This is a genomic window from Mycobacterium fragae, from assembly GCF_002102185.1.
Classification (GTDB): domain Bacteria; phylum Actinomycetota; class Actinomycetes; order Mycobacteriales; family Mycobacteriaceae; genus Mycobacterium; species Mycobacterium fragae.
On record NZ_LQOW01000026.1, the window covers coordinates 271,028 to 289,149 of the forward strand.

19 protein-coding genes and 4 tRNA genes are annotated in these 18,122 nt (G+C 66.4%); 14 read left to right on the forward strand and 9 right to left on the reverse strand.

All coding sequences use genetic code 11. The features are described from left to right. Positions 1 to 83 precede the first annotated feature (83 nt). Positions 84 to 668 (reverse strand): TetR/AcrR family transcriptional regulator, encoded by a 585-nt coding sequence (locus tag AWC06_RS15760; protein WP_085198916.1) that lies wholly within the window; start codon positions 666 to 668, stop codon positions 84 to 86. Between the two features lie 69 nt (positions 669 to 737). On the opposite strand from AWC06_RS15760, the gene AWC06_RS15765 reads away from it, so the two are divergent. Beyond that, complete coding sequence (locus AWC06_RS15765) at positions 738 to 1,766, forward strand: oxygenase MpaB family protein (RefSeq protein ID WP_085198917.1); 1,029 nt, start codon at positions 738 to 740, stop codon at positions 1,764 to 1,766. Between the two features lie 6 nt (positions 1,767 to 1,772). On the opposite strand, the gene AWC06_RS15770 is transcribed toward AWC06_RS15765, so the two are convergent. Together AWC06_RS15770 and AWC06_RS15775 are read right to left on the reverse strand one after the other, a co-directional pair. After that, entirely contained in the window at positions 1,773 to 1,982 is a 210-nt protein-coding gene (locus AWC06_RS15770) for a zinc transporter Slc39a7 (protein ID WP_085198918.1), read from the reverse strand. Between the two features lie 5 nt (positions 1,983 to 1,987). After that, positions 1,988 to 2,377 carry an ArsR/SmtB family transcription factor gene (locus AWC06_RS15775; RefSeq protein WP_085198919.1) on the reverse strand — a complete coding sequence of 130 codons (390 nt, stop codon included), beginning with the start codon at positions 2,375 to 2,377 and terminating at the stop codon, positions 1,988 to 1,990. Positions 2,378 to 2,479: 102 nt separating this feature from the next. Here AWC06_RS15775 and AWC06_RS15780 point away from each other — a divergent pair, with 102 nt between their 5' ends. Then, on the forward strand, positions 2,480 to 3,376 hold the full coding sequence (locus tag AWC06_RS15780) for a class I SAM-dependent methyltransferase (protein ID WP_085198920.1): 897 nt from the start codon (positions 2,480 to 2,482) through the stop codon (positions 3,374 to 3,376). Between the two features lie 3 nt (positions 3,377 to 3,379). Here the strand turns inward: AWC06_RS15780 and AWC06_RS15785 are convergent, their stop codons facing one another. Further along, complete coding sequence (locus AWC06_RS15785; RefSeq protein WP_085198921.1) at positions 3,380 to 4,483, reverse strand: F420-dependent hydroxymycolic acid dehydrogenase; 1,104 nt, start codon at positions 4,481 to 4,483, stop codon at positions 3,380 to 3,382. A 64-nt stretch (positions 4,484 to 4,547) separates the two neighbouring features. After that, positions 4,548 to 4,623: transfer RNA gene (locus AWC06_RS15790), tRNA-Lys, on the reverse strand. Between the two features lie 123 nt (positions 4,624 to 4,746). Here AWC06_RS15790 and AWC06_RS15795 point away from each other — a divergent pair. The 5 genes from AWC06_RS15795 to AWC06_RS15815 all read left to right on the forward strand — a co-directional run bounded on the left by AWC06_RS15795 (position 4,747) and on the right by AWC06_RS15815 (position 6,675). Next, positions 4,747 to 4,820: transfer RNA gene (locus tag AWC06_RS15795), tRNA-Glu, on the forward strand. A gap of 36 nt (positions 4,821 to 4,856) precedes the next feature. Continuing rightward, positions 4,857 to 4,930, forward strand: a tRNA-Asp gene (locus AWC06_RS15800). Between the two features lie 29 nt (positions 4,931 to 4,959). After that, a tRNA-Phe gene (locus tag AWC06_RS15805) sits at positions 4,960 to 5,036 on the forward strand. A 58-nt stretch (positions 5,037 to 5,094) separates the two neighbouring features. After that, the gene (locus tag AWC06_RS15810) at positions 5,095 to 5,787 is read left to right on the forward strand and encodes a M15 family metallopeptidase (protein ID WP_372458101.1); all 693 of its coding nucleotides are present in this window, start codon (positions 5,095 to 5,097) and stop codon (positions 5,785 to 5,787) included. Positions 5,788 to 5,862: 75 nt separating this feature from the next. Continuing rightward, positions 5,863 to 6,675: a class I SAM-dependent methyltransferase gene (locus AWC06_RS15815; protein WP_085198922.1), complete on the forward strand. Its 813-nt coding sequence runs from the start codon at positions 5,863 to 5,865 to the stop codon at positions 6,673 to 6,675. Here the strand turns inward: AWC06_RS15815 and AWC06_RS15820 are convergent. Continuing rightward, positions 6,659 to 8,182: an amidase gene (locus AWC06_RS15820; protein ID WP_085198923.1), complete on the reverse strand. Its 1,524-nt coding sequence runs from the start codon at positions 8,180 to 8,182 to the stop codon at positions 6,659 to 6,661. The two genes, AWC06_RS15815 and AWC06_RS15820, sit on opposite strands and share 17 nt — an antisense overlap. A 98-nt stretch (positions 8,183 to 8,280) precedes the next feature. Here AWC06_RS15820 and AWC06_RS15825 point away from each other — a divergent pair, with 98 nt between their 5' ends. The 4 genes from AWC06_RS15825 to AWC06_RS15840 are packed head-to-tail and all read left to right on the forward strand — an operon-like array spanning position 8,281 to position 12,244. After that, entirely contained in the window at positions 8,281 to 9,858 is a 1,578-nt protein-coding gene (locus AWC06_RS15825) for a methylmalonyl-CoA mutase family protein (RefSeq protein ID WP_085198924.1), read from the forward strand. Further along, complete coding sequence (locus tag AWC06_RS15830; protein WP_085198925.1) at positions 9,859 to 10,284, forward strand: cobalamin B12-binding domain-containing protein; 426 nt, start codon at positions 9,859 to 9,861, stop codon at positions 10,282 to 10,284. It begins immediately after the preceding gene. Further along, a complete protein-coding gene (locus tag AWC06_RS15835) occupies positions 10,269 to 11,225 on the forward strand; it encodes an LLM class F420-dependent oxidoreductase (RefSeq protein WP_085198926.1) in 957 nt (318 codons plus the stop codon). Before AWC06_RS15830 ends, AWC06_RS15835 begins: the two co-directional genes overlap by 16 nt. Beyond that, complete coding sequence (locus AWC06_RS15840; protein ID WP_085198927.1) at positions 11,222 to 12,244, forward strand: CaiB/BaiF CoA transferase family protein; 1,023 nt, start codon at positions 11,222 to 11,224, stop codon at positions 12,242 to 12,244. The genes AWC06_RS15835 and AWC06_RS15840 overlap by 4 nt, the downstream gene beginning before the upstream one ends. Here the strand turns inward: AWC06_RS15840 and AWC06_RS15845 are convergent. From AWC06_RS15845 to AWC06_RS15855, 3 genes are read right to left on the reverse strand one after another with little or no spacing between them, the layout of a single operon-like run. Beyond that, complete coding sequence (locus AWC06_RS15845) at positions 12,241 to 12,690, reverse strand: TIGR03618 family F420-dependent PPOX class oxidoreductase (protein ID WP_085198928.1); 450 nt, start codon at positions 12,688 to 12,690, stop codon at positions 12,241 to 12,243. The genes AWC06_RS15840 and AWC06_RS15845 overlap by 4 nt on opposite strands. Before the next feature lie 2 nt (positions 12,691 to 12,692). Beyond that, positions 12,693 to 13,646 carry an alpha/beta hydrolase gene (locus tag AWC06_RS15850; RefSeq protein WP_085198929.1) on the reverse strand — a complete coding sequence of 318 codons (954 nt, stop codon included), beginning with the start codon at positions 13,644 to 13,646 and terminating at the stop codon, positions 12,693 to 12,695. Between the two features lie 3 nt (positions 13,647 to 13,649). Next, complete coding sequence (locus AWC06_RS15855) at positions 13,650 to 14,657, reverse strand: ferredoxin--NADP reductase (RefSeq protein ID WP_085198930.1); 1,008 nt, start codon at positions 14,655 to 14,657, stop codon at positions 13,650 to 13,652. Between the two features lie 99 nt (positions 14,658 to 14,756). Here AWC06_RS15855 and AWC06_RS15860 point away from each other — a divergent pair, with 99 nt between their 5' ends. The 3 genes from AWC06_RS15860 to AWC06_RS15870 are packed head-to-tail and all read left to right on the forward strand — an operon-like array spanning position 14,757 to position 18,112. After that, positions 14,757 to 16,160 (forward strand): class I adenylate-forming enzyme family protein, encoded by a 1,404-nt coding sequence (locus tag AWC06_RS15860; protein WP_227371045.1) that lies wholly within the window; start codon positions 14,757 to 14,759, stop codon positions 16,158 to 16,160. Next, entirely contained in the window at positions 16,138 to 17,043 is a 906-nt protein-coding gene (locus tag AWC06_RS15865) for an acyl-CoA dehydrogenase family protein (RefSeq protein WP_085198932.1), read from the forward strand. Before AWC06_RS15860 ends, AWC06_RS15865 begins: the two co-directional genes overlap by 23 nt. Further along, positions 17,030 to 18,112 (forward strand): acyl-CoA dehydrogenase family protein, encoded by a 1,083-nt coding sequence (locus AWC06_RS15870; protein ID WP_085198933.1) that lies wholly within the window; start codon positions 17,030 to 17,032, stop codon positions 18,110 to 18,112. Before AWC06_RS15865 ends, AWC06_RS15870 begins: the two co-directional genes overlap by 14 nt. Positions 18,113 to 18,122: the final 10 nt, after the last annotated feature.

Below are 18,122 nucleotides of genomic sequence, written 5' to 3' on the forward strand. Positions count from 1 at the left end.
TGTGTACGTTGGTAGCAGTCAATATATCTGTGTATGGCGGTAGCATTCAAGTTCCGCTCGGGCGAGGCGCGGCGGAAGTTCAGCTAGTGCGCCGCCGCCCGGCTGAGCAGCATCTCGACGCAGAAGTCGATGAACTGCTCCCGGTTAGCCGCCAGCCGGCCATCCAGATACGCGGTGAACAGCGCGGTGAGTGCACCGATCAAGCTGGTGGCGATCATGTTTTGCCGCACAGGATCGCCGATTCGGGTCAGTTTGCGTTGCAGCAGGTCGATGAAGCTGGGCATCCATTCCGCTCCTGAGCGGACCAGCACCGGCTCCACCTCCGGCGCCAGGAGCAGCACCCGCCCGCGCACCGGGTCGTCGACCATCAACGCGACGAATCGCTCGACGGCCTCCCGCGCCGTGGTGGCGGACATCAACGTCGACATGGCGCGGGTGCAGACATCGTCGTAGACAGCGCGCACGAATTCGTCACGGTCGGAAAAGCTTTCGTAAAAGTAACGTTCGGTCAGCCCGGTCTGTCGGCACACCGCGCGGACCGTCACCGCCGGACCGCTTTCCCGGCCAAGCAATCGCACGCCGGCGGCGACGAGTTCGTCGCGGCGCAGGGCCTGGCGATCCTCGAGAGGGACACCGGACCAGCGGCCCCGGCGTTGACCTGACGCCACGTCCCTCCTAAGGTTGAGAGTGACAACGCACGTAGTCAGATTGGCTGACACCGACAGGAAACCACGCTCGTGACTCAAGATACGTCTGAGGCATACCCGCTGACCAGCGCACGCACGGTTGGCGAGCCGGCGAGCGGCGCGGTCGCGACGGGTTGCCCGGTGTCACCGCTGGGGTATGACGCGCCGCCGCGCCCGCTCGGCCCCGATTCGCTGACTTGGAAATACTTCGGTGATTGGCGCGGCATGCTGCAAGGCCCGTGGGCCGGGTCCATGCAGAACATGCACCCCCAGCTCGGTGCGGCGGTCGAAGACCACTCGACGTTCTTCCGGGAGCGCTGGCCGCGGTTGCTGCGATCGCTGTACCCGATCGGCGGCGTGGTTTTCGACGGCGACCGGGCGCCGATGACCGGCGCCGAGGTGCGCGACTACCACGTCGACATCAAGGGAACCGACGGTCAGGGCCGCCGCTATCACGCGCTGAATCCCGATGTCTTCTACTGGGCGCATTCCACGTTCTTCGTCGGGACTTTGCATGTGGCCGAACGGTTCTGTGGGGGTTTGACCGAGGCGCAGAAGCGGCAGCTCTTCGAGGAACATGTTGAGTGGTACCGGATGTACGGCATGAGCATGCGCCCGGTTCCGAAGACATGGGAAGAATTCCAAGTCTATTGGGACCGCATGTGTCGCGAGGTGCTGGAGAACAACTGGGCTGCGCGCGAAGTGCTCAACCTCAAAGAGTTGCCCAAACCTCCGTTCGCGCAATGGATTCCGGATTGGCTGTGGGTTGCTCAGCGAAAGCTGCTGGCGCCGTTCTTCGTCTGGCTGACGGTCGGTCTCTACGATCCGCCGGTGCGCGAGTTGATGGGCTATAGCTGGTCGCGTCGCGACGAGTGGCTACACCGTCGATTCGGTGACGTCGTGCGCCTGGTCTTCGCCCTGGTACCACGGCGCTACCGCAAGCATCCGCGGGCCCGCGCCGGATGGGACCGTGCCGTCGGCCGCATCCCGGCCGATACGCCGCTGGTGCACACGCCCGCGCGAAACCTGCCGCCGCTCGACGAACGGGACAACCCAAAGCACTACTGCCCGAACGTCTGACGTTTGTCAGCTGTGGGCGTGGTTGTGCGCTTCTTCTAGCCCCGCCTGATGCACGTGCTGATGGCTGTGCTCGGTTCCGTCGTCGTGGGTGTGGGCGTGCTCGTGCTCGACGTGCTCATGCTCGTGCGTGGTGTGCGCGTGCGTGTGCGCGACGTCGCCATGCTCGTGTTCGTGCGCGTGCGGCCCTTCGTGCGGGTGGTCGTCGTGGTGCGACATGATCCTTATCTCCTTTGTTGTGCTGTCGTTTCGGTAACCACTTGTAATCCGGGTTCTGTGCGGTGATGCCGCGGAACCCCTGGGCCGGCATGCTCGGCATTGAAGACGGCGTCGGTGACCAGCTGACACACGTGGTCGTTCTCCAGGCTGTAGAAGATCGTGGTGCCCTCGCGTCGGGTGCGCACCAGCCGCGCCATCCGTAGCTTTGCGAGGTGCTGGGAGACCGATGGCGCCGGCTTGCCGACATGCTCGGCGAGTTCGCTGACCGACATCTCGCGGTGGGCGAGCGACCAGAGCACCTGTACCCGGGTGGCGTCGGCCAGCATCCGGAACACCTCGACCACCAGGCTGACCTGGTCGTCCGGCAACCGGATTTCCTCATTACTTGCATGCATACGCAGATAGTAGCGCAACCAGGTGCGCGGGCGTCAAGTCCCGGTGGCCGAGGTAATAACTAGCTCGTCTATATTGTTGGAAACCTTGAGTTAGGAGCTGCCATGCGCGCCGAAAGCGACACCTGGGACCTGGCCACGAGCGTCGGGGCGACGGCGACGATGGTTGCCGCACAGCGGGCCCTGGCTTCCGACCGGCGATTGATCGACGACCCGTTCGCCGCGCCGCTGGTGCGCGCCGTCGGCATTGACGTCTACACCCGGCTGGTGGACGGTCAGATCCCGGTTGGTGGCGACTCCAACTTCGACCCGGACCGAATGGCGAGGGGCATGGCCGTCCGCACCCGGTACTACGACCAGTTCTTCGTCGACGCGACCGACAGCGGCATCCGGCAGGTGGTCATCTTGGCGGCCGGTCTGGACGCGCGGGCCTACCGCTTGCCATGGCCCGCGGGCACGGTGGTCTACGAGGTCGACATGCCCGAGGTCATCGACTTCAAGACGTCGACTCTGCGAAAGCTGGGTGCGGAGCCGACAGCCGAACGGCGGACCGTCGCTGTCGATCTGCGCGACGATTGGCCGGCAGCGCTTCGAGAGGCCGGATTCGAGATTGGCGCGCCCGCGGTGTGGAGCGCCGAGGGCTTGGTGGTCTATTTACCGTCGGATGCTCAGGACGCGCTGTTCGACCACATCACCGCGTTGAGTGCGCCCGGTAGTCGGCTGGCTCTGGAATTAGTGCCCGACACTGCGATTTTCGCCGACGAGCGGTGGCGTGCGCATCACGACCGGATGGCCGAGTTGGGGTTTGACGTCGTCGACTTCAACGAGCTGGTGTACCACGGCGAGCGCAACCACATCATCGAGCACCTGGCGCGGCACGGTTGGCAGGTTTCCCACCGCGCGGTCTCGCAGTTGCATGCGGAGAACGGCTTCGTCTACCCGGACGACGACGTCGCCGCCGCCTTCGCCGACGTGACGTACCTCAGTGCGGTGTTGAGGTAGCGGTCAATGCAGCCGCGGTAGCACGTTGGCGCGGTAGAAGTCGATCGCGGCGACCGGCTCCCGCTGGGCAAAGTGCATGAACGGCGTTGCGCCCGCGTCGAGAACGGCCTGCACCGCTTTGACGTGAGTGGCCGCGTCAGTTCCAGTTGTCCAGCCCTTGATCACCTTGTCGAGCGGATTGCGCTGTGCCGCCTGCTCGATGGCGACGGGGTTGGGCTGATCGACGGCGCCGCCGGTGAACCGCCACAGCTCGGCGGCGTGGTTGATCTCGTTCTGGTCGCCGACGACGGCGAACATCTCGGCCCGCTTGCCCAATGTGGCGGGATCACGGCCCGAAGCTTGCGCCCCCTGATTGAAGGCAGCCACAAGCTTTTGGTTCTTGACGGCGTCGGCCTCCGTGATCCAGCCATCGCCGTACTGTCCGGCCAGGTGTGCGCTTTTGGGGCCGCCCGCGGCCACGAAGATGGGCGGTGGCTTTGCCGGAAAGTCGTAGAGCTTGAGCTGATTCGTCTGAAAATAGCGTCCCTGGAACGAAATTCGTTGGCCGCTCCAGAGTTGGCGGATGAGCTGGATGGCTTCGACCAGGCGGTCGTGGCGTTCCCGGTATGACCCGAACTGCGTGGTGGCCGCCTGCTCGTTGAGTCGCTCGCCGGTTCCGACGCCGAGGAACACCCGCTCGGGGTAGAGCAGCGCCAGCGAAGCGAACGCCTGCGCGACGGTGGTCGGGTGGTAGCGATGGATCGGACATGTCACGCCGGTGCCGAACGGGATGTGTTTGGTTCGTTGGCCCACCAACGCCAACGTGATCCACGGGAACATCGAGTGACCCTCGTTGTCCTGCCACGGCTGGATGTGGTCGCTGGCCCAGAGGTAGCGAAATCCGGCCTGCTCGGCTGCCTGGGCCTGGTCGACGAGCCGGGTGGTGGGGAACTGTTCGTGGGACAACACGAAGCCAACTCCCGGCCCCGAGTGAGGCGGCGGGGCGGCCGATGTGGCCGGGGAGCCGGCGGGATGCCTCGAGCCGCATGCGACCGCTAGTCCGGTGGCCCCCACCATGGTTGCGCCCGCCGCGAGCCGACCGAACGAGCGCCGTGATATTCCTCTCATGGGCCCGGGAGTACCCGCAATCCGCCCCGTCGAGCATCGAGCTCCGCGGAGGTCGACTTGAACGTGGTGCCCCCACCAGGACTCGAACCTGGGACCTGCGGATTAAAAGTCCGTAGCTCTACCAACTGAGCTATAGGGGCGCGAGGCACAGGATACTGCTTGCCCAGCGCAGCGCTCGTTTGAGGATTAGGTCCATGGTGGCCTAAGCTGACGTGGCTCACAACGTAGACATGTTGCGAGTGCCCCGGAGAGATTCGGTTCTGGCCCCCTTCGTCTAGACGGCCTAGGACGCCGCCCTTTCAAGGCGGTAACGCGGGTTCGAATCCCGTAGGGGGTACCGCGACGCGGTTACGCGGAGCAGACAATAGAGCAAGGCCCTGTGGCGCAGTTGGTTAGCGCGCCGCCCTGTCACGGCGGAGGTCGCGGGTTCGAGTCCCGTCAGGGTCGCCGCTCCGGCGAGGCACGTCCTGCCTTCCGGCCAGGTAGCTCAGTCGGTATGAGCGTCCGCCTGAAAAGCGGAAGGTCGGCGGTTCGATCCCGCCCCTGGCCACCACCTATCGATACGGCTCAAAAAGCCGCATGTGTTCGCCTAACTTAGATGTGTGCCCGCAGTGCCCGCCGCGCGTCGGTGCCTGGTCGCCTTGCTCGCCGTGGTGTCCGCCGCGAGCTGGGGTGCACCCGCCAAAGCCGACGTACCTCCGGTGAGCGCGGCAGCCCAAGCGGCGGGATTGGTCGACGTCCGCTCCGTCGTGCCGAGCGCGCTGATCGACCTGCGCTATGCGACGCCGAATAATTTCACCCGCGCGCCGTTGTATCCCGCCGACGCGCGCTGCCTCGTCCACGAATCCCTGGCTCCGGGACTCGCGGCGGCCGAGAAGGCGCTGGCCCAGCGCGGAGAGGTGCTCGTCTTCTGGGACTGCTATCGGCCGCACGATGTTCAGGTCAAAATGTTCGACGCAGTCCCCAATCCCGCCTGGGTGGCCAAACCCGGTCCCTATGCGCGCAGCCACGAGGCGGGCCGTTCGGTGGATGTCACCATCGCAAGTTCGCAACAACAGTGCCCGCCGGGACGGCAGCTGGGTGGCCGCTGCCTTGTCGATATGGGAACCGACTTCGACGACTTCTCGCCGCGTGCGCTTGCCTTCGCCACCGACGGCGTCAGCACATCAGCACAGGCCAACCGGGCGCGGCTGCGCGAGGCGATGAGCGCAGGAGGGCTCGCGGTGTACTCCGGTGAGTGGTGGCATTTCGACGGCCCCGGCGCCGCGGTCGACCGCCCGATCGTCAACGTCCCGGTCGACTGAGTCCCGAAACAGCTATCTCATAATATGAGATGATCGTTTCGTATTCTGGAATCGCGACCGGTAGCATTCGACGCCATGACCGGCGAACGTCAGGCCGTCTACACCCACGGGCATCACGAATCGGTGCTGCGGGCGCATCGCCGGCGCACCGCCGAGAACTCGGCCGGCTACCTGCTGCCCCACTTACGGCCGGGGATGTCGCTGCTCGACGTGGGCTGCGGCCCCGGAACCATCACCGTCGACCTAGCCGCCCGGATCGCGCCGGGACGGGTGACCGCCGTCGAATTGACCGACGAGGCTTTGGATTTGGCCCGCGCGGAAGCGCGGACCCGCGACCAGTCGAATGTGTCGTTTGCGACCTCGGACGTGCAGGCACTCGACTTTCCCGACGACGCCTTCGACGTCGTGCATGCGCATCAGGTATTGCAGCATGTGGCCGACCCGGTGCAGGCGCTGCGGGAGCTACGGCGGGTGTGCGTGCCTGGCGGCATCGTTGCCGTACGAGACGCCGACTACGCGGGATTTATCTGGTTCCCACAGCTTCCGGAGCTGGACCGCTGGCTGGACCTCTACGATCGGGCGGCGCGGGCCAACGGCGGTGAGCCCGATGCCGGGCGGCGCCTGCTGTGCTGGGCCCAGCAAGCGGGATTTGACGACATTACCCCCACGGCCAGCGTGTGGTGCTTTGCGACACCGGATAGCCGCGACAGGTGGGGCCGGATGTGGGCGGACCGCATCGTCGAGTCGGCGCTGGCCCGCCAGCTGGTGGACTCTGGCATGGCCACCGCCACGGAACTCGGCGAGATCTCATCGGCATGGTTGGATTGGGCCGCCGCCCCGGATGGATGGCTGACAATCCCGCACGGCGAGATCATCTGCCGGGCGTAGGGAAACCTCCGCACAACGACTCGAAGGCGTCGGCGACCTTGAGGACGGTTGCGTCGTCAAATCTCTTGCCGATGATCATCATTCCAACCGGAAGCCCGTCGACCAGCCCTGCCGGTATGGAAATCGCGGGGTGGCCGGTGACGTCCAGCGGAGCGGTGTTTCCGGCCATTCCAAGTGCCTGAGCGAGCAGCGTGATGGTGTCTTCGCCGCCGGTCGGCAGCGGCCCGGCAGTACCGGGAACGGTGGGCATTATCAGCACGTCGTACTGCTCGAGGGCATCGTCGTAGGCGGCACGCACGTGCGGTAACAGGTTGCGCGCCTTGGCATATGGCGCGCCACCGCGTGTGCGCAAGCTGTAGTGGCCGCACAGCGCTGTCACCTTGACGATGGTGGAAAGCTGATCCGCCTTCTCGGATCGCCGAGATGCGAAGTAAGCGATCAGTTCCGGGTCGTAGAGTCCTTCTGCGCCAAGGCCGTATCCGTTGCCGTCCAGCATCTGGTAGGTGGCGCCGTCGGTGAAGACCACCGCAAAGACGTGAAGCGCATGCCGGTGCCAGGGCACACTGATTTCGCCGACCGTGCAGCCCAGCTCGGTGAACCGGTGAGCGGCCGCGCGCACCAGCTCGTCGACCTGAGAACCCGGCTGTCCGAAGCCTTCCGAGAGCAGGCCCACCCGCAATCCGGCGATATCGCCGGTCAAAGCCGCACAGTAGTCAACGAATTCGAGCGTGTCGGGCTGGCGCGGGTCGAGGCCGTCGGCTCCGGCAAGCACGGTGAGCATCAGCGCCGCATCGGCGACGGTGCGCGTCATCGGGCCGATGTGATCGATCGTGCGCTCGATCGGAAACGCTCCGGTGTAGGGCACCAGGCCGTGGGTCGGCTTGTGCCCGACGATCCCGCACAGCGACGCGGGAATTCGCACGGATCCGCCCTGGTCGCCACCGAGGGCCAGGTCCACCGCACCGGCCGCGACGAGCGCGCCACTGCCACTGGACGATCCGCCGGCCTCGCGGGTCGGGTCCCACGGATTGCGCACCGGCCCGCTGGCCGAGGTGAAGCTGGAGCAGGAGCAGCAGAGGTCCTCGCAGACGCTCTTGCCGGCGATGACCGCCCCGGCGGCGAGCAGCCGCTCGATCACGGTGGCGTCGACGCTCGGGATGAAACCTTCCAATGCCCGCGATCCGTTCATCATCGGGATCCCGGCCACGGCGATGTTGTCCTTGACCGCCACTCGCCTGCCCGACAGCGGCCCGTCGGCGCCCGAGCTGATCTCGGCGGTCACGTACCAGGCGCCGAGCGGATTGTCGGCCGGCTCGGGGAAGCGATACCGGCGCTTGGGGACCTGCGGACGCGCCACCTCGTCGTACAGCTCGTCGACATGGTCGTAGGCGCTCAGGGTGTATCCGGCGATGGTCGCGAACTCGGCCTGCGCGTCACCGTCGAAATGGAAGCCGAAATGCGCGGCTGCAGCCTCGATGTCCGTCGTCGACGGTCGTGGAATCGCCATGTCTCTCCTCGTCTCTAACCGGGGTCACTTAACCTCATATACCCTGGTCAGGCGAGCGGTATTGGCATTCTCTTTTTTTGCAAGTACGTTATCAACCGATGGATAACCACACCGAGACCGCATCCGGCATCCCGCTACAGCCGGTGTATGGGCCGGGGGACCGTGGTACCGAGCCGCCGCCCCCGGGCGCCTACCCGTTTACCAGGGGCAACTTCGCCAACGGCTACCGCGGCAAGCTGTGGACGTTTCGGCAATACTCCGGCTTCGGTACCCCGGAGGAGTCCAATCGTCGCTACCGCTACCTGCTGGAGCAAGGCGGGACCGGGTTGTCCGTCGCATTCGACCTGCCCACCCAGTGCGGCTTCGATTCCGACGACCCCGAGGTAAGCGACGAGGTCGGCCGGGTCGGCGTGGCGGTGGACTCCCTGGCCGACATGGAGATCCTGTTCGACGGCATCCCGCTCGACAAGATCAGCACCAGCATGACCATCAACGGCACCGCCGCGATCCTGTTGGCGTTCTACGTCGCCGCGGCCGAGCGCAAGGGCGTGCCGCGCGCCAAGCTCACCGGGACGACCCAGAACGACATCCTCAAGGAATATGCATCCCGCGGCACCTGGATCTGGCCGCCGGAGCCGTCGCTGCGGTTGATCGCCGACACCATCGAGTTCTGCGCGGCCGAAGTTCCCAAATTCAATGCAATCTCGGTGGCCGGCGCGCACTTCCGCGACGCCGGGGCCAACGCGGTGCAGGAGATGGCGTTCACCCTCGCCGACGGCGTCACGTATTGCGACACCGTGGTGGAGCGCGGCCGGATGACCATCGACCAATTCGCGCCGCAGATCTCGTTTTACTTCTACACCCATGGCGATTTCTTCGAAGAGATCGCCAAATACCGTGCCGGGCGGCGGCGTTGGGCGACGATCGTGCGGGAACGCTACGGAGCCAAGACGGACAAGGCGTCGATGTTCCGCTTCGGCTGCGTCTGCGGCGGCGCGTCGCTGTATGCCCCACAGGCGCACAACAACGTCGTGCGGGTGGCCTACGAGGCGATGGCCGCCGTTCTGGGCGGCGTGCAATCGATGTTCACCGCGGCCTGGGACGAGCCGTTCGCGCTGCCCACCGAGGAGTCCACCACGCTGGCGTTGCGCACGCAGCAGATCCTGGCGCACGAAACCGGTGTCGCCCGTGTCGCGGACCCGCTCGGCGGCTCCTACTTTGTCGAGGCTCTCACCGACGCCACCGAGGCACGCATCATTGAGATCATGCATGACCTCGAGCAGCACGGCGGAATGGTCCGCGCCATCGAAGACGGCTATCTGCAGGGCCTGATCGCCGACGAGGCATACCGGATCCATCAGGAAATCGAGTCCGGCGAGCGGCCGGTGGTCGGGGTCAACCGGTTCGTCTCGGAGGAGCCGCCGCCGGAGATCGTCACCTACGAGCTCGACGCCGAGGGACGCGACCTTCAGCTCAAGCGGCTTTCCAAGGTGCGTGCCGAAAGGAGTTCGGCCGCAGTAGAGTCCAGCCTTTCGGCGCTGTCCCGCGCCGCCGAGGGAACCGACAACCTCATGCCCAAGCTGATCGATTGCGCCAACGCCTACTGCACGGTCGGTGAAATGGTCTCCGCGCTCAAAGCTGTGTGGGGCGAATTCGAGCAGCCGGTGGTGTATTAGATGGCCGCGCGGATCCTGGTCGCCAAACCCGGCCTCGACGGACACGACCGTGGCGCCAAGATCGTTGCACGCACCTTGCGGGACGCCGGTTTTGAGGTGATCTACACCGGCATCCGGCAGCGCATCGAGGACATCGCATCGATTGCCGTGCAAGAAGATGTGGCCGTCGTCGGCCTGAGCATCCTGTCGGGTGCGCATCTAGCGCTGACCACCCGGACCATCGAGGCGCTACGGTCGGCCGACGCCGCCGACATCGCGGTCGTCGTCGGCGGGACGATACCCGAGCCGGATGTGCCCAAGCTGTTGGCGGCCGGGGCGGCCGCGGTGTTTCCGACCGGGACCCCGCTGGACGTTTTGGTCCGAGAGATCCGCAAGCTGACTGGCAGCCCCGAACCGACTGTGGAGGAACCGTGCGTCTCGGAGTAATGATCGGCGCGGAGCGCGGCGACTCCGCGCGCAAAGTCACCAAGTTGCTCGACGACATCGAGTGGGCCGAGTCCGTCGGCATGGACACCGCGTGGACTCCGCAGGTGCCCAATGACTTCGACGCGTTGACGGCCGTCGCGCTGATGGCACTCCGAACCACCCGGATCGAACTCGGGACTGCCGTGGTGCCGCTACAGGCGCAGCATCCGATTGCGTTGGCGCGTCAGGCATTATCCGTCCACGCCGCCGCCAACGGCCGGCTGGCGCTCGGTGTCGGTCCCTCGCATCACTGGATCATCGGTGACATGCTCGGGCTGCCCTACGAGCGCCCGGCCGCCTTCACCCGCGACTATCTGCAGGTGCTGGCCGCCGCATTCAGCGGTCCGGGACCCGTCGACGTCGAAAACGACAACTTCACGGTGCACAACCCCCTGGATCTCGCCCCGGTGGGCCCGCTGCCCGTGCTCGTCGCGGCGCTCGGGCCGGTGATGCTGGCGCTGGCCGGTGAGCGCGCCGACGGGACGGTGCTGTGGATGGCCGACGAGCGTGCCTGCGCCGAGCACGTCGTCCCGCGGATCACCAAGGCGGCCGACAACGCCGGGCGGCCGGCTCCCCGGATCGTTGCCGGGATACCGGTATGCCTTTGCGCACCAGGCGAAGTCGATGCCGCCCGGGAACGCGCCAACCGGATTCTCGGTGAGGCCGAAGTGTCGCCGAACTACCAGCGCCTGCTCGAGTACGGCGACGCCCGCGATGTCGGCGACATCTGCGCGGCCGGCGACGAGGAGGCCATCCTGGCGCGGTTCCGTCGCTTCGCGGACGCCGGCGTGACCGACTTGTCGGTGCGGTTACTGCCGATCGGCAACAACCGCGACGAGCTGGTCGCCTCCAAACGCCGCACCCGCGAAGTCATCGCGGCGCTGGGCGCCGAAGTGCGATGACCGCGCCGCTGGCCGGGATCCGAATCCTCGAGGTCGGCACCATGCTGGCCGGCCCGTACGCCACGATGCTGCTGGCCGACCTCGGCGCTGAAGTCATCAAGATAGAACCGCCGGGCGGCGAGATCTCCCGCCAGGTCTCCGACAGCTACTTCGCCAGCCTCAACCGCAACAAGAGCAGCGTCTGCCTGGACTTGAACTCGCACGACGGCCAAGCCAGATTGGCTGAGCTCGTCGCGGAATCGCATGCGCTGCTGGTGAATTTGAAACCATCGGCGATCCGCAGGCTCGGACTGACCTACGAGACGCTGCGCCGCTTCAACGATCGCATCGTCTGCGTGGCGATCACCGGTTTCGGGCTTGAGGGCGGCGACCAGCCGGCATTCGACTATGTCATTCAGGCGGCCACCGGGGTGGCCGCGCTCACCGGCGAGCCGGACGGGCCGCCGACGCTGCCCGGCTACTCCTCGGCGGACAACTCCACCGGATTGGCCGCCGCCCTGGGTCTGCTGGCGCAGATCACCGCGGGCCGCGGGGGTCAGGTGGACGTGTCGCTGCGCGACGTGATGCTGTCCCAGCTGAACTACCACGCATCCGCCTACCTCAACGACGGTGTGCAACCCCAACGCCGCCCCTTCGGCGCACACTCGTATTACGTTCCCGCGCAGATGTTCCCCACCGCCCACGGTTATCTTGCGCTGTTCGTCACTCATGACGGATTTTGGAAATCCTTTGCCGGAGAAGCCAACATCGAGGGCTTCGAGACGATGGCGGAGCGGGTGGCCAGGCGCGACGAGGTGCTGGCCGTCGTCACCGCGGCGCTCGCCACCGACACCGCCGCCGGATGGGAAGCGCGGCTGCATCCGTTGGGTGTGCCCGCGGCGGCGGTGCGAACCCTTCCCGAAGCGCTGGACGCGACCCCGGAAATCGTCGTCACCGCAGGTGATTTCCGCCTGGTCGGCAACCCGATCCGCATCGCCGGATATCAGCCGGAGCACCGGCCGCCGCCGAAGCTGGACTAGCCGCCAGGATTCGCGTAGACACGGGTTGGCGAGATGAGCACCGCGGTTCGCCGCTCCTCACGCATCACCCGGTCGTAGGTGTCCCAATCATCGTGGGTTCCGCCGGCCGCGGTGAAGATCTCGCGGAGCAGCAACCGTAGCCGCTCGTCGTCGACATCGGGATGCGGGTCGTCAGGCCCGATCAGCTGCGCCCGGCCCTCGACGGCGGCCCATTGCCAGCCGGCGCGGGCGACGATGGTCGATCGGGGATCGGCGCGCAGATTGCGCAGTTTGCGGGTGCCGCCGATGGCCACCAGCCCGACGACCGGCGCATTGGTCAGTGGGTGCTGCAAAACACCAGCGTTGATCACCGACGACTGGATACTGCCATCACGACGCAAGGTGCTGAACACGCAAAGCCCGTGATCGACCGATATGAGATCAGCGAAGGCGGAAAGCTCGGTCACGATTAGGGTTTCCTTTCAGGCTTGTCAGTCCCGTGCAAGGAAGAACGTCGGCCCCACTGCGCGGTAATCCAGGCGGTGATGAGTTGAACGATCGTGGGGCTGATCGGTTGCCGGACGGCGCGGCGGTAGCCTCGTGGTCCGAGGCGATCGGGGTCGGGTCGCAGCACATGGCTCAGGTCGGCGACGACGTGACCCTCGTAGGGCCCACAAACCAGGTCTTTGATCGCATCGATGTCTTCGGGCGGCACCTGACGGTCGCATTCCCCGGTGATCGCCAGAACGGGCACGCTGATGCGGGCGAGCGCCGGGGTCGGGTCGTAGGTCGCGAATTCGCGGAACCAGAGGGCCGGCATCCGTCTTCCGCGGATGCGCATGACAGCGGCGTCGGACATTCTGATTCGGTCGAGTTGCTTGCGTTGTGTTCGGATCGGGTCGTTGCAGGCGATCCGCCAGACGGCATGCAGCCATCGGGGAATCGTGGGGATGATCATGCGCGCCTGCCAAGTCAGTATCTGTTCACCGGTTCGCGCCGCTGGGCTGAGCAGAACGGCGCCGGCGGCGACCTGCAAGGCAGCCAATTCGATTGCGTGCAAGGCTCCTTCGCTGTGGCCGACCACCAGCAGCGGTAGACCCGACGCCCGAGTGGCGAGCCAGGCCAGTGCCGCGCGGGCATCGGCGAGGTGTTGGCTCATCCCGGTCGAGCGGTAGTCTCCGCCGCTGGCTCCGATCCCGCGTTTGTCGTACCGCAGCGTAGACACGCCGGCATCGGTGAGGGCATCGGCGATCTCCGCAGTCACTCTCAATCGAATCCGCCGGTCGTTCGAATCCCGATCGATCGGGCCGGATCCCCCGATGATCAGCGCGGCCGCCACCGGATCGGGCGTGTCTATGAAGGTTCCCGCCAGCCGGCATCCGTCGCTGTCAAACTCGACCTCCGCGCCGGCCGCACGAGTCATGCCCTATTCGTAATACACCGTGACCGACGGTGTATCGGGTACGCCCTGACACGTCAGGATGTAGCCGTCGGCCACCTCGTCGTCGTCGAGCGCGTCGTTGTTGCGCATGGTGGCACTGCCCTCGGTGAGCCTGGCTATGCAGGTCCCGCAGTTGCCGGCCTCGCAGTTGAACGGCGGCGCCAGTCCGGCCCGCCGCGCGGTCTCCAGCAGCGTTTCGCCGGCGACCTGCGGCACCGACACCTTCTTGCGCTCGAGGTGGATCGTCACCGTCCCGCCCGCTTCGGCCCGGTCGGCCACCCGAGACGCGGCCTCCTTGACCGGCGGTGACGCGTCGAAGTCCTCGACAAGGACGCGTGCCCCATCCGGCAGCGCCGAGCGCACAACGGCCATGAAGCCTTCCGGGCCGCATACGTAGCAGTCGGCATCCTTGTCGGGGCCGACGAACTTTTCGACGGCGTCCGCGTCCAGCAGACCGTGTTCGGCGTCGATGTGACGCTGCAGCAATAGCCGTCCGGGATAGCGCTCGACAAGCTCGTCCATCACCGCCTCGAAAATCACCGCTGACCGATCGCGGTCGCCGCACAGTATCCGCACGGGGCGATCCGTGCTCGCCAGCGCGCTCTTGGCCAACGACAGGATCGGCGTGACACCGCTACCGCCGGCGAAGGCCAGCAACGGCGCCGGCGTCGGGCTCAAGCAAAAGGTCCCGGCGGCCCTGGTCATGGTCAGCTCGTCACCCTCGGCCACGTTGTCGACCATCCAGTTGGAAACCTTGCCCCCAGGTACCCGCTTGACCGTGGTCATCAGCTCGGAGTCGGTCTCGGGTGCGCTCGACATCGAATACGACCGATAGAGCTGTTCGCCGTCGACGGTCACCCGAAATGTGCAGAACTGCCCGGCGCGATAGGGAAACGGCTGGTCATGGGGGGCGAGGACGAAGGTACGAGCATCGGCGGTCTCTTTGATGACCCTGGTCACCGTCGCCTGATGGAAGGTGTGTAGCTCCGCCATTCGCCACCCCCTTTCGCACTTGCGTTCTTCAGTACAGAGAATACTATTCTCTCAAAACGATAGGATATTCTCAATCGTTTGACGGCCGTTAGGAGAATGGTGCCCACCGGTACGGCGCTCGTCTTCGAGGAGCGGGAGTACAGCCTCCCGCAGCTCGAGGCGCTGGCCGGAGGCTTGGCCCGCACGCTGAGCAAGCATGGGGTGACGGCCGGCCAACGGGTGGCGTTGATGGCGTCCACGCGCCCGGAATTCGTCGCGGCGCTACGCGCAATCTGGAAGTTGGGCGCGGCGGTGGTCCTGCTCAGCCCCGCCTGGAAGCGCGACGAAGTCGAGCACGCGTTGGCGTTGACCGATCCTGCTCACGCCGTCGGCGATCACCCGGTGCTGTCGGGGCTGATGCCGATGCTGCATCTCGACGAGCCGATCGCACCCGCTGAACCGACGTCCGGCTCGGCCCCGCCGGAGTCCGATGCGCTGTTGGTGTTCAGCTCGGGCACCACCGGTCTGCCCAAGGCCGTCCGGCACACCCACGCGTCGTTGCACGCCGCCGCGCGGCACTGGCGAGACGCACTGCAATTGACCGCGCGGGATCGCATCCAGATCGCCACCCCGCCGTCGCACGTGCTGGGTCTGCTCAACATCATCACGGCACTGCAGACCGGGGTGCGAATGCGGCTACATCGCCGGTTCGACATCGACGCACTGCTGCAGTGCATCGAGGCGGATCGGATCACCGTCGAGATGGCGGTTGCCCCAATAGCATTGGCCATCGCCTCGCACCCGCGCCTCGAGTCCTATGACCTCTCGTCGCTGCGGTTCATCATGTGGGGCGCAACACCGGTCAGCCAAAGCGTCGCGCAAACCGTCACCCGGCGCACCGGCGTCGGCTGGGTCCCCGCATACGGCACCACCGAGCTGCCGGTCATCGCCTGCAACCCACTCGACGGCGCCCGGCTCGACTCGGTCGGACGGCCGGTGCCCGGCGTGCAGGTGCGGGTGACGTCCTTGCAGATCGGTGAGCCGGTGGGGCCTGGTGATGTGGGGGAGATCCAGGCGCGGGCGGAGTCGTTGATGGCCGGCTATCTGCCCGACGAGGCGACGCGGGATGCGCTGTGCGACGGGTGGTATCGCACCGGCGACGTCGGCTATCTCGACACCGGTGGATGGCTGCGGATCACCGACCGTTCCAAAGAAATGATCAAGGTGCGTGGCTTCCAGGTCTCGCCCGCCGAGATCGAGGCCGTGCTGCACGGTCATCCCGCCGTCGAGGACTGCGCGGTGTTCGGTGTCCCCGACGGAGTCGACGGGGAGGCCGTCGTCGCGGCCGTCGCCACCCGCGCGCCGGTCGACGCGGCCGAACTCACGGCACGGGTGGATGAACGGCTGGCATCCTACAAACGCCTGAGCGGCGTTGTTTTTGTTGCCGAAATACCTCGATTGCCGTCCGGCAAGGTGCTACGCCGAGTGCTGAAGGAGCAATATGGATGTACGGCTGACAGCTGAACAAAAGCAGCTGCGCGACGCCGCCGCCAAGCTGGCCGACGACCTCGGCCCGGGCTCGGTTCAGGATCTGGAAGACGAGAATCGGATCGCCCGGCTGGACAAGCAAATCGAGACGACGGGCTGGCGATCGCTGCGCTCCGACGGCGCCTCCGGTGTCGAGGTGGCGATCGTCGCAGAGGAATTCGGCCGCGGCCTGGTCGACGCGCCGCTTCTCGGGCCGGTCCTTGCCGACGACCTGGCCCGCCACGTCGGTGTCGATGCCCGCGGCTCGACGATCGCCGTCGGTGAGCACGCGACCGACGCGCGCGGCTACCAGCGGGCGCTGTCCCTCAGCGGCACAACGGTTTTAGCCACCGAGCTGGGCGCAGCCCGTGCCGGCGCAGATCTGACCCGAGCCAATGCCGACATCGCCGGAGCAGCGGTTGCCGTCGGCGACGTGGACCCCGACGCCGCCGGGCGATGGCTGGCGCTCGCGCTGGTCACCACGTGTGCCGACCTGGTCGGCACGGCGCGCGGCGCACAGACTCTGGCGTGTGACTACGCGAAAATCCGTGAGCAGTACGGCAACCCGATCGGCTCCTATCAGGCCGTCGCCCACTTGCTGGCCGAAAGCGTGGCCCTCATCGAAGGATCGGTGAGCGTGCTGCGCCATGCGGCATGGGCGGTCGACGAACTCGAGTCGGCCGAGGCGATTCGGGCGGCGCGGGTGGCCAAGCTGTATTGCGCGCGCACCGCGCGCACCGTGTGTGAGACCGCCATACAGGTGCACGGCGGCATCGGGAATACCTGGGAGTGCCTGGCGCACGTCTTCCTGCGGCGTGCACTGACATCCACCGAACTGTGGCCCGTCAAACTCGAGGAGATCGACGTTGGACTTTCGTGATTCGCCCGACGAAGCCGCCTTCCGGGAGCGGCTACGGTCGTGGCTCTCCGTGCACGCCAAGGAGTTTCCGAGCTCGGGCGACGAGTATTGGACCCGGCAGGGCGAATGGCACCGCGCGCTGTATGAGGGCGGCTTCTTCGGCTTGTCCTGGCCGCGCGAGTACGGCGGCCACGAGTTGCCGCCGGTCTACGACGTGATTCTCGACGAGGAGCTGGCGCGCGCCGGCGCTCCGCCGCGGCCCAGCCTCGGCTACCTCGTCGCGGGCCTGAGCCGGCACGGCAGCAAGGAGCTGTGCCGTCGGTTTCTGCCCGGCATGATCAACGGCACCGAGCGGTGGTGCCAGGGCTTCAGTGAGCCCGGCGCCGGCTCGGACCTCGCGTCGCTGACCACCACCGCCACCACCGACGGCGACAACTACGTCGTACACGGACACAAGATCTGGACCAGCTACTCCGACGTCGCCGACTGGTGTCTACTCCTGGCCCGCACCGATCCGGACGCAAAACGCCATCGCGGCATATCGGCGTTCATCATCTCGATGAAACAGCCTGGCGTACAACAGCGTCCGCTGCGGATGATCAACGGAGTCACCACCGAATTCGGCCAGGTGTTCTTCGACGGCGCGACCGTGCCGGCCGACCACATGGTAGGTGCCCCGGGCGAAGGGTGGGCGCTTGCCATGACGGTGGTCGGGCATGAACGCGAACCCTCCACGCTGGGCTATGCCGCCCGCTACGGCAAGCTCGTCCGTGAGCTCGCTGCCCGCAGCGACGGCCCCCCATGCCCGGAATTGGCCTGGGCCGCAGTGCAAACCGAGATGCTCACCCACCACGTCCGGCGGCGGCTGTCCGAACAGCTCGACGGCGTCACACACGGGTCGGACGGATCGCTGGACAAGCTGCTGATGACCTGGGTCGAGCAATCCGTCGGCCACGCCGCGCTGGCCGTCGGCGGCGTCGACGACCCCGGGCTGCTGAGTGCCTACCTGTATAGCCGCGCCCAAAGCGTTATGGGCGGGACATCGCAGATCCAGAAGAACATCATCGCCTCACGAATCTTGGGATTGTAGGAGTGATCGC

Coding starts and splice junctions, on each gene's coding strand:
- AWC06_RS15770 (WP_085198918.1), bottom strand. CDS start 1,982: ATGTCGCACCACGACGACCACCCGCACGAAGGGCCGCACGCGCACGAA.
- AWC06_RS15775 (WP_085198919.1), bottom strand. CDS start 2,377: ATGCATGCAAGTAATGAGGAAATCCGGTTGCCGGACGACCAGGTCAGC.
- AWC06_RS15780 (WP_085198920.1), top strand. CDS start 2,480: ATGCGCGCCGAAAGCGACACCTGGGACCTGGCCACGAGCGTCGGGGCG.
- AWC06_RS15785 (WP_085198921.1), bottom strand. CDS start 4,483: ATGAGAGGAATATCACGGCGCTCGTTCGGTCGGCTCGCGGCGGGCGCA.
- AWC06_RS15815 (WP_085198922.1), top strand. CDS start 5,863: ATGACCGGCGAACGTCAGGCCGTCTACACCCACGGGCATCACGAATCG.
- AWC06_RS15820 (WP_085198923.1), bottom strand. CDS start 8,182: ATGGCGATTCCACGACCGTCGACGACGGACATCGAGGCTGCAGCCGCG.
- AWC06_RS15825 (WP_085198924.1), top strand. CDS start 8,281: ATGGATAACCACACCGAGACCGCATCCGGCATCCCGCTACAGCCGGTG.
- AWC06_RS15830 (WP_085198925.1), top strand. CDS start 9,859: ATGGCCGCGCGGATCCTGGTCGCCAAACCCGGCCTCGACGGACACGAC.
- AWC06_RS15840 (WP_085198927.1), top strand. CDS start 11,222: ATGACCGCGCCGCTGGCCGGGATCCGAATCCTCGAGGTCGGCACCATG.
- AWC06_RS15850 (WP_085198929.1), bottom strand. CDS start 13,646: ATGACTCGTGCGGCCGGCGCGGAGGTCGAGTTTGACAGCGACGGATGC.
- AWC06_RS15855 (WP_085198930.1), bottom strand. CDS start 14,657: ATGGCGGAGCTACACACCTTCCATCAGGCGACGGTGACCAGGGTCATC.
- AWC06_RS15865 (WP_085198932.1), top strand. CDS start 16,138: ATGGATGTACGGCTGACAGCTGAACAAAAGCAGCTGCGCGACGCCGCC.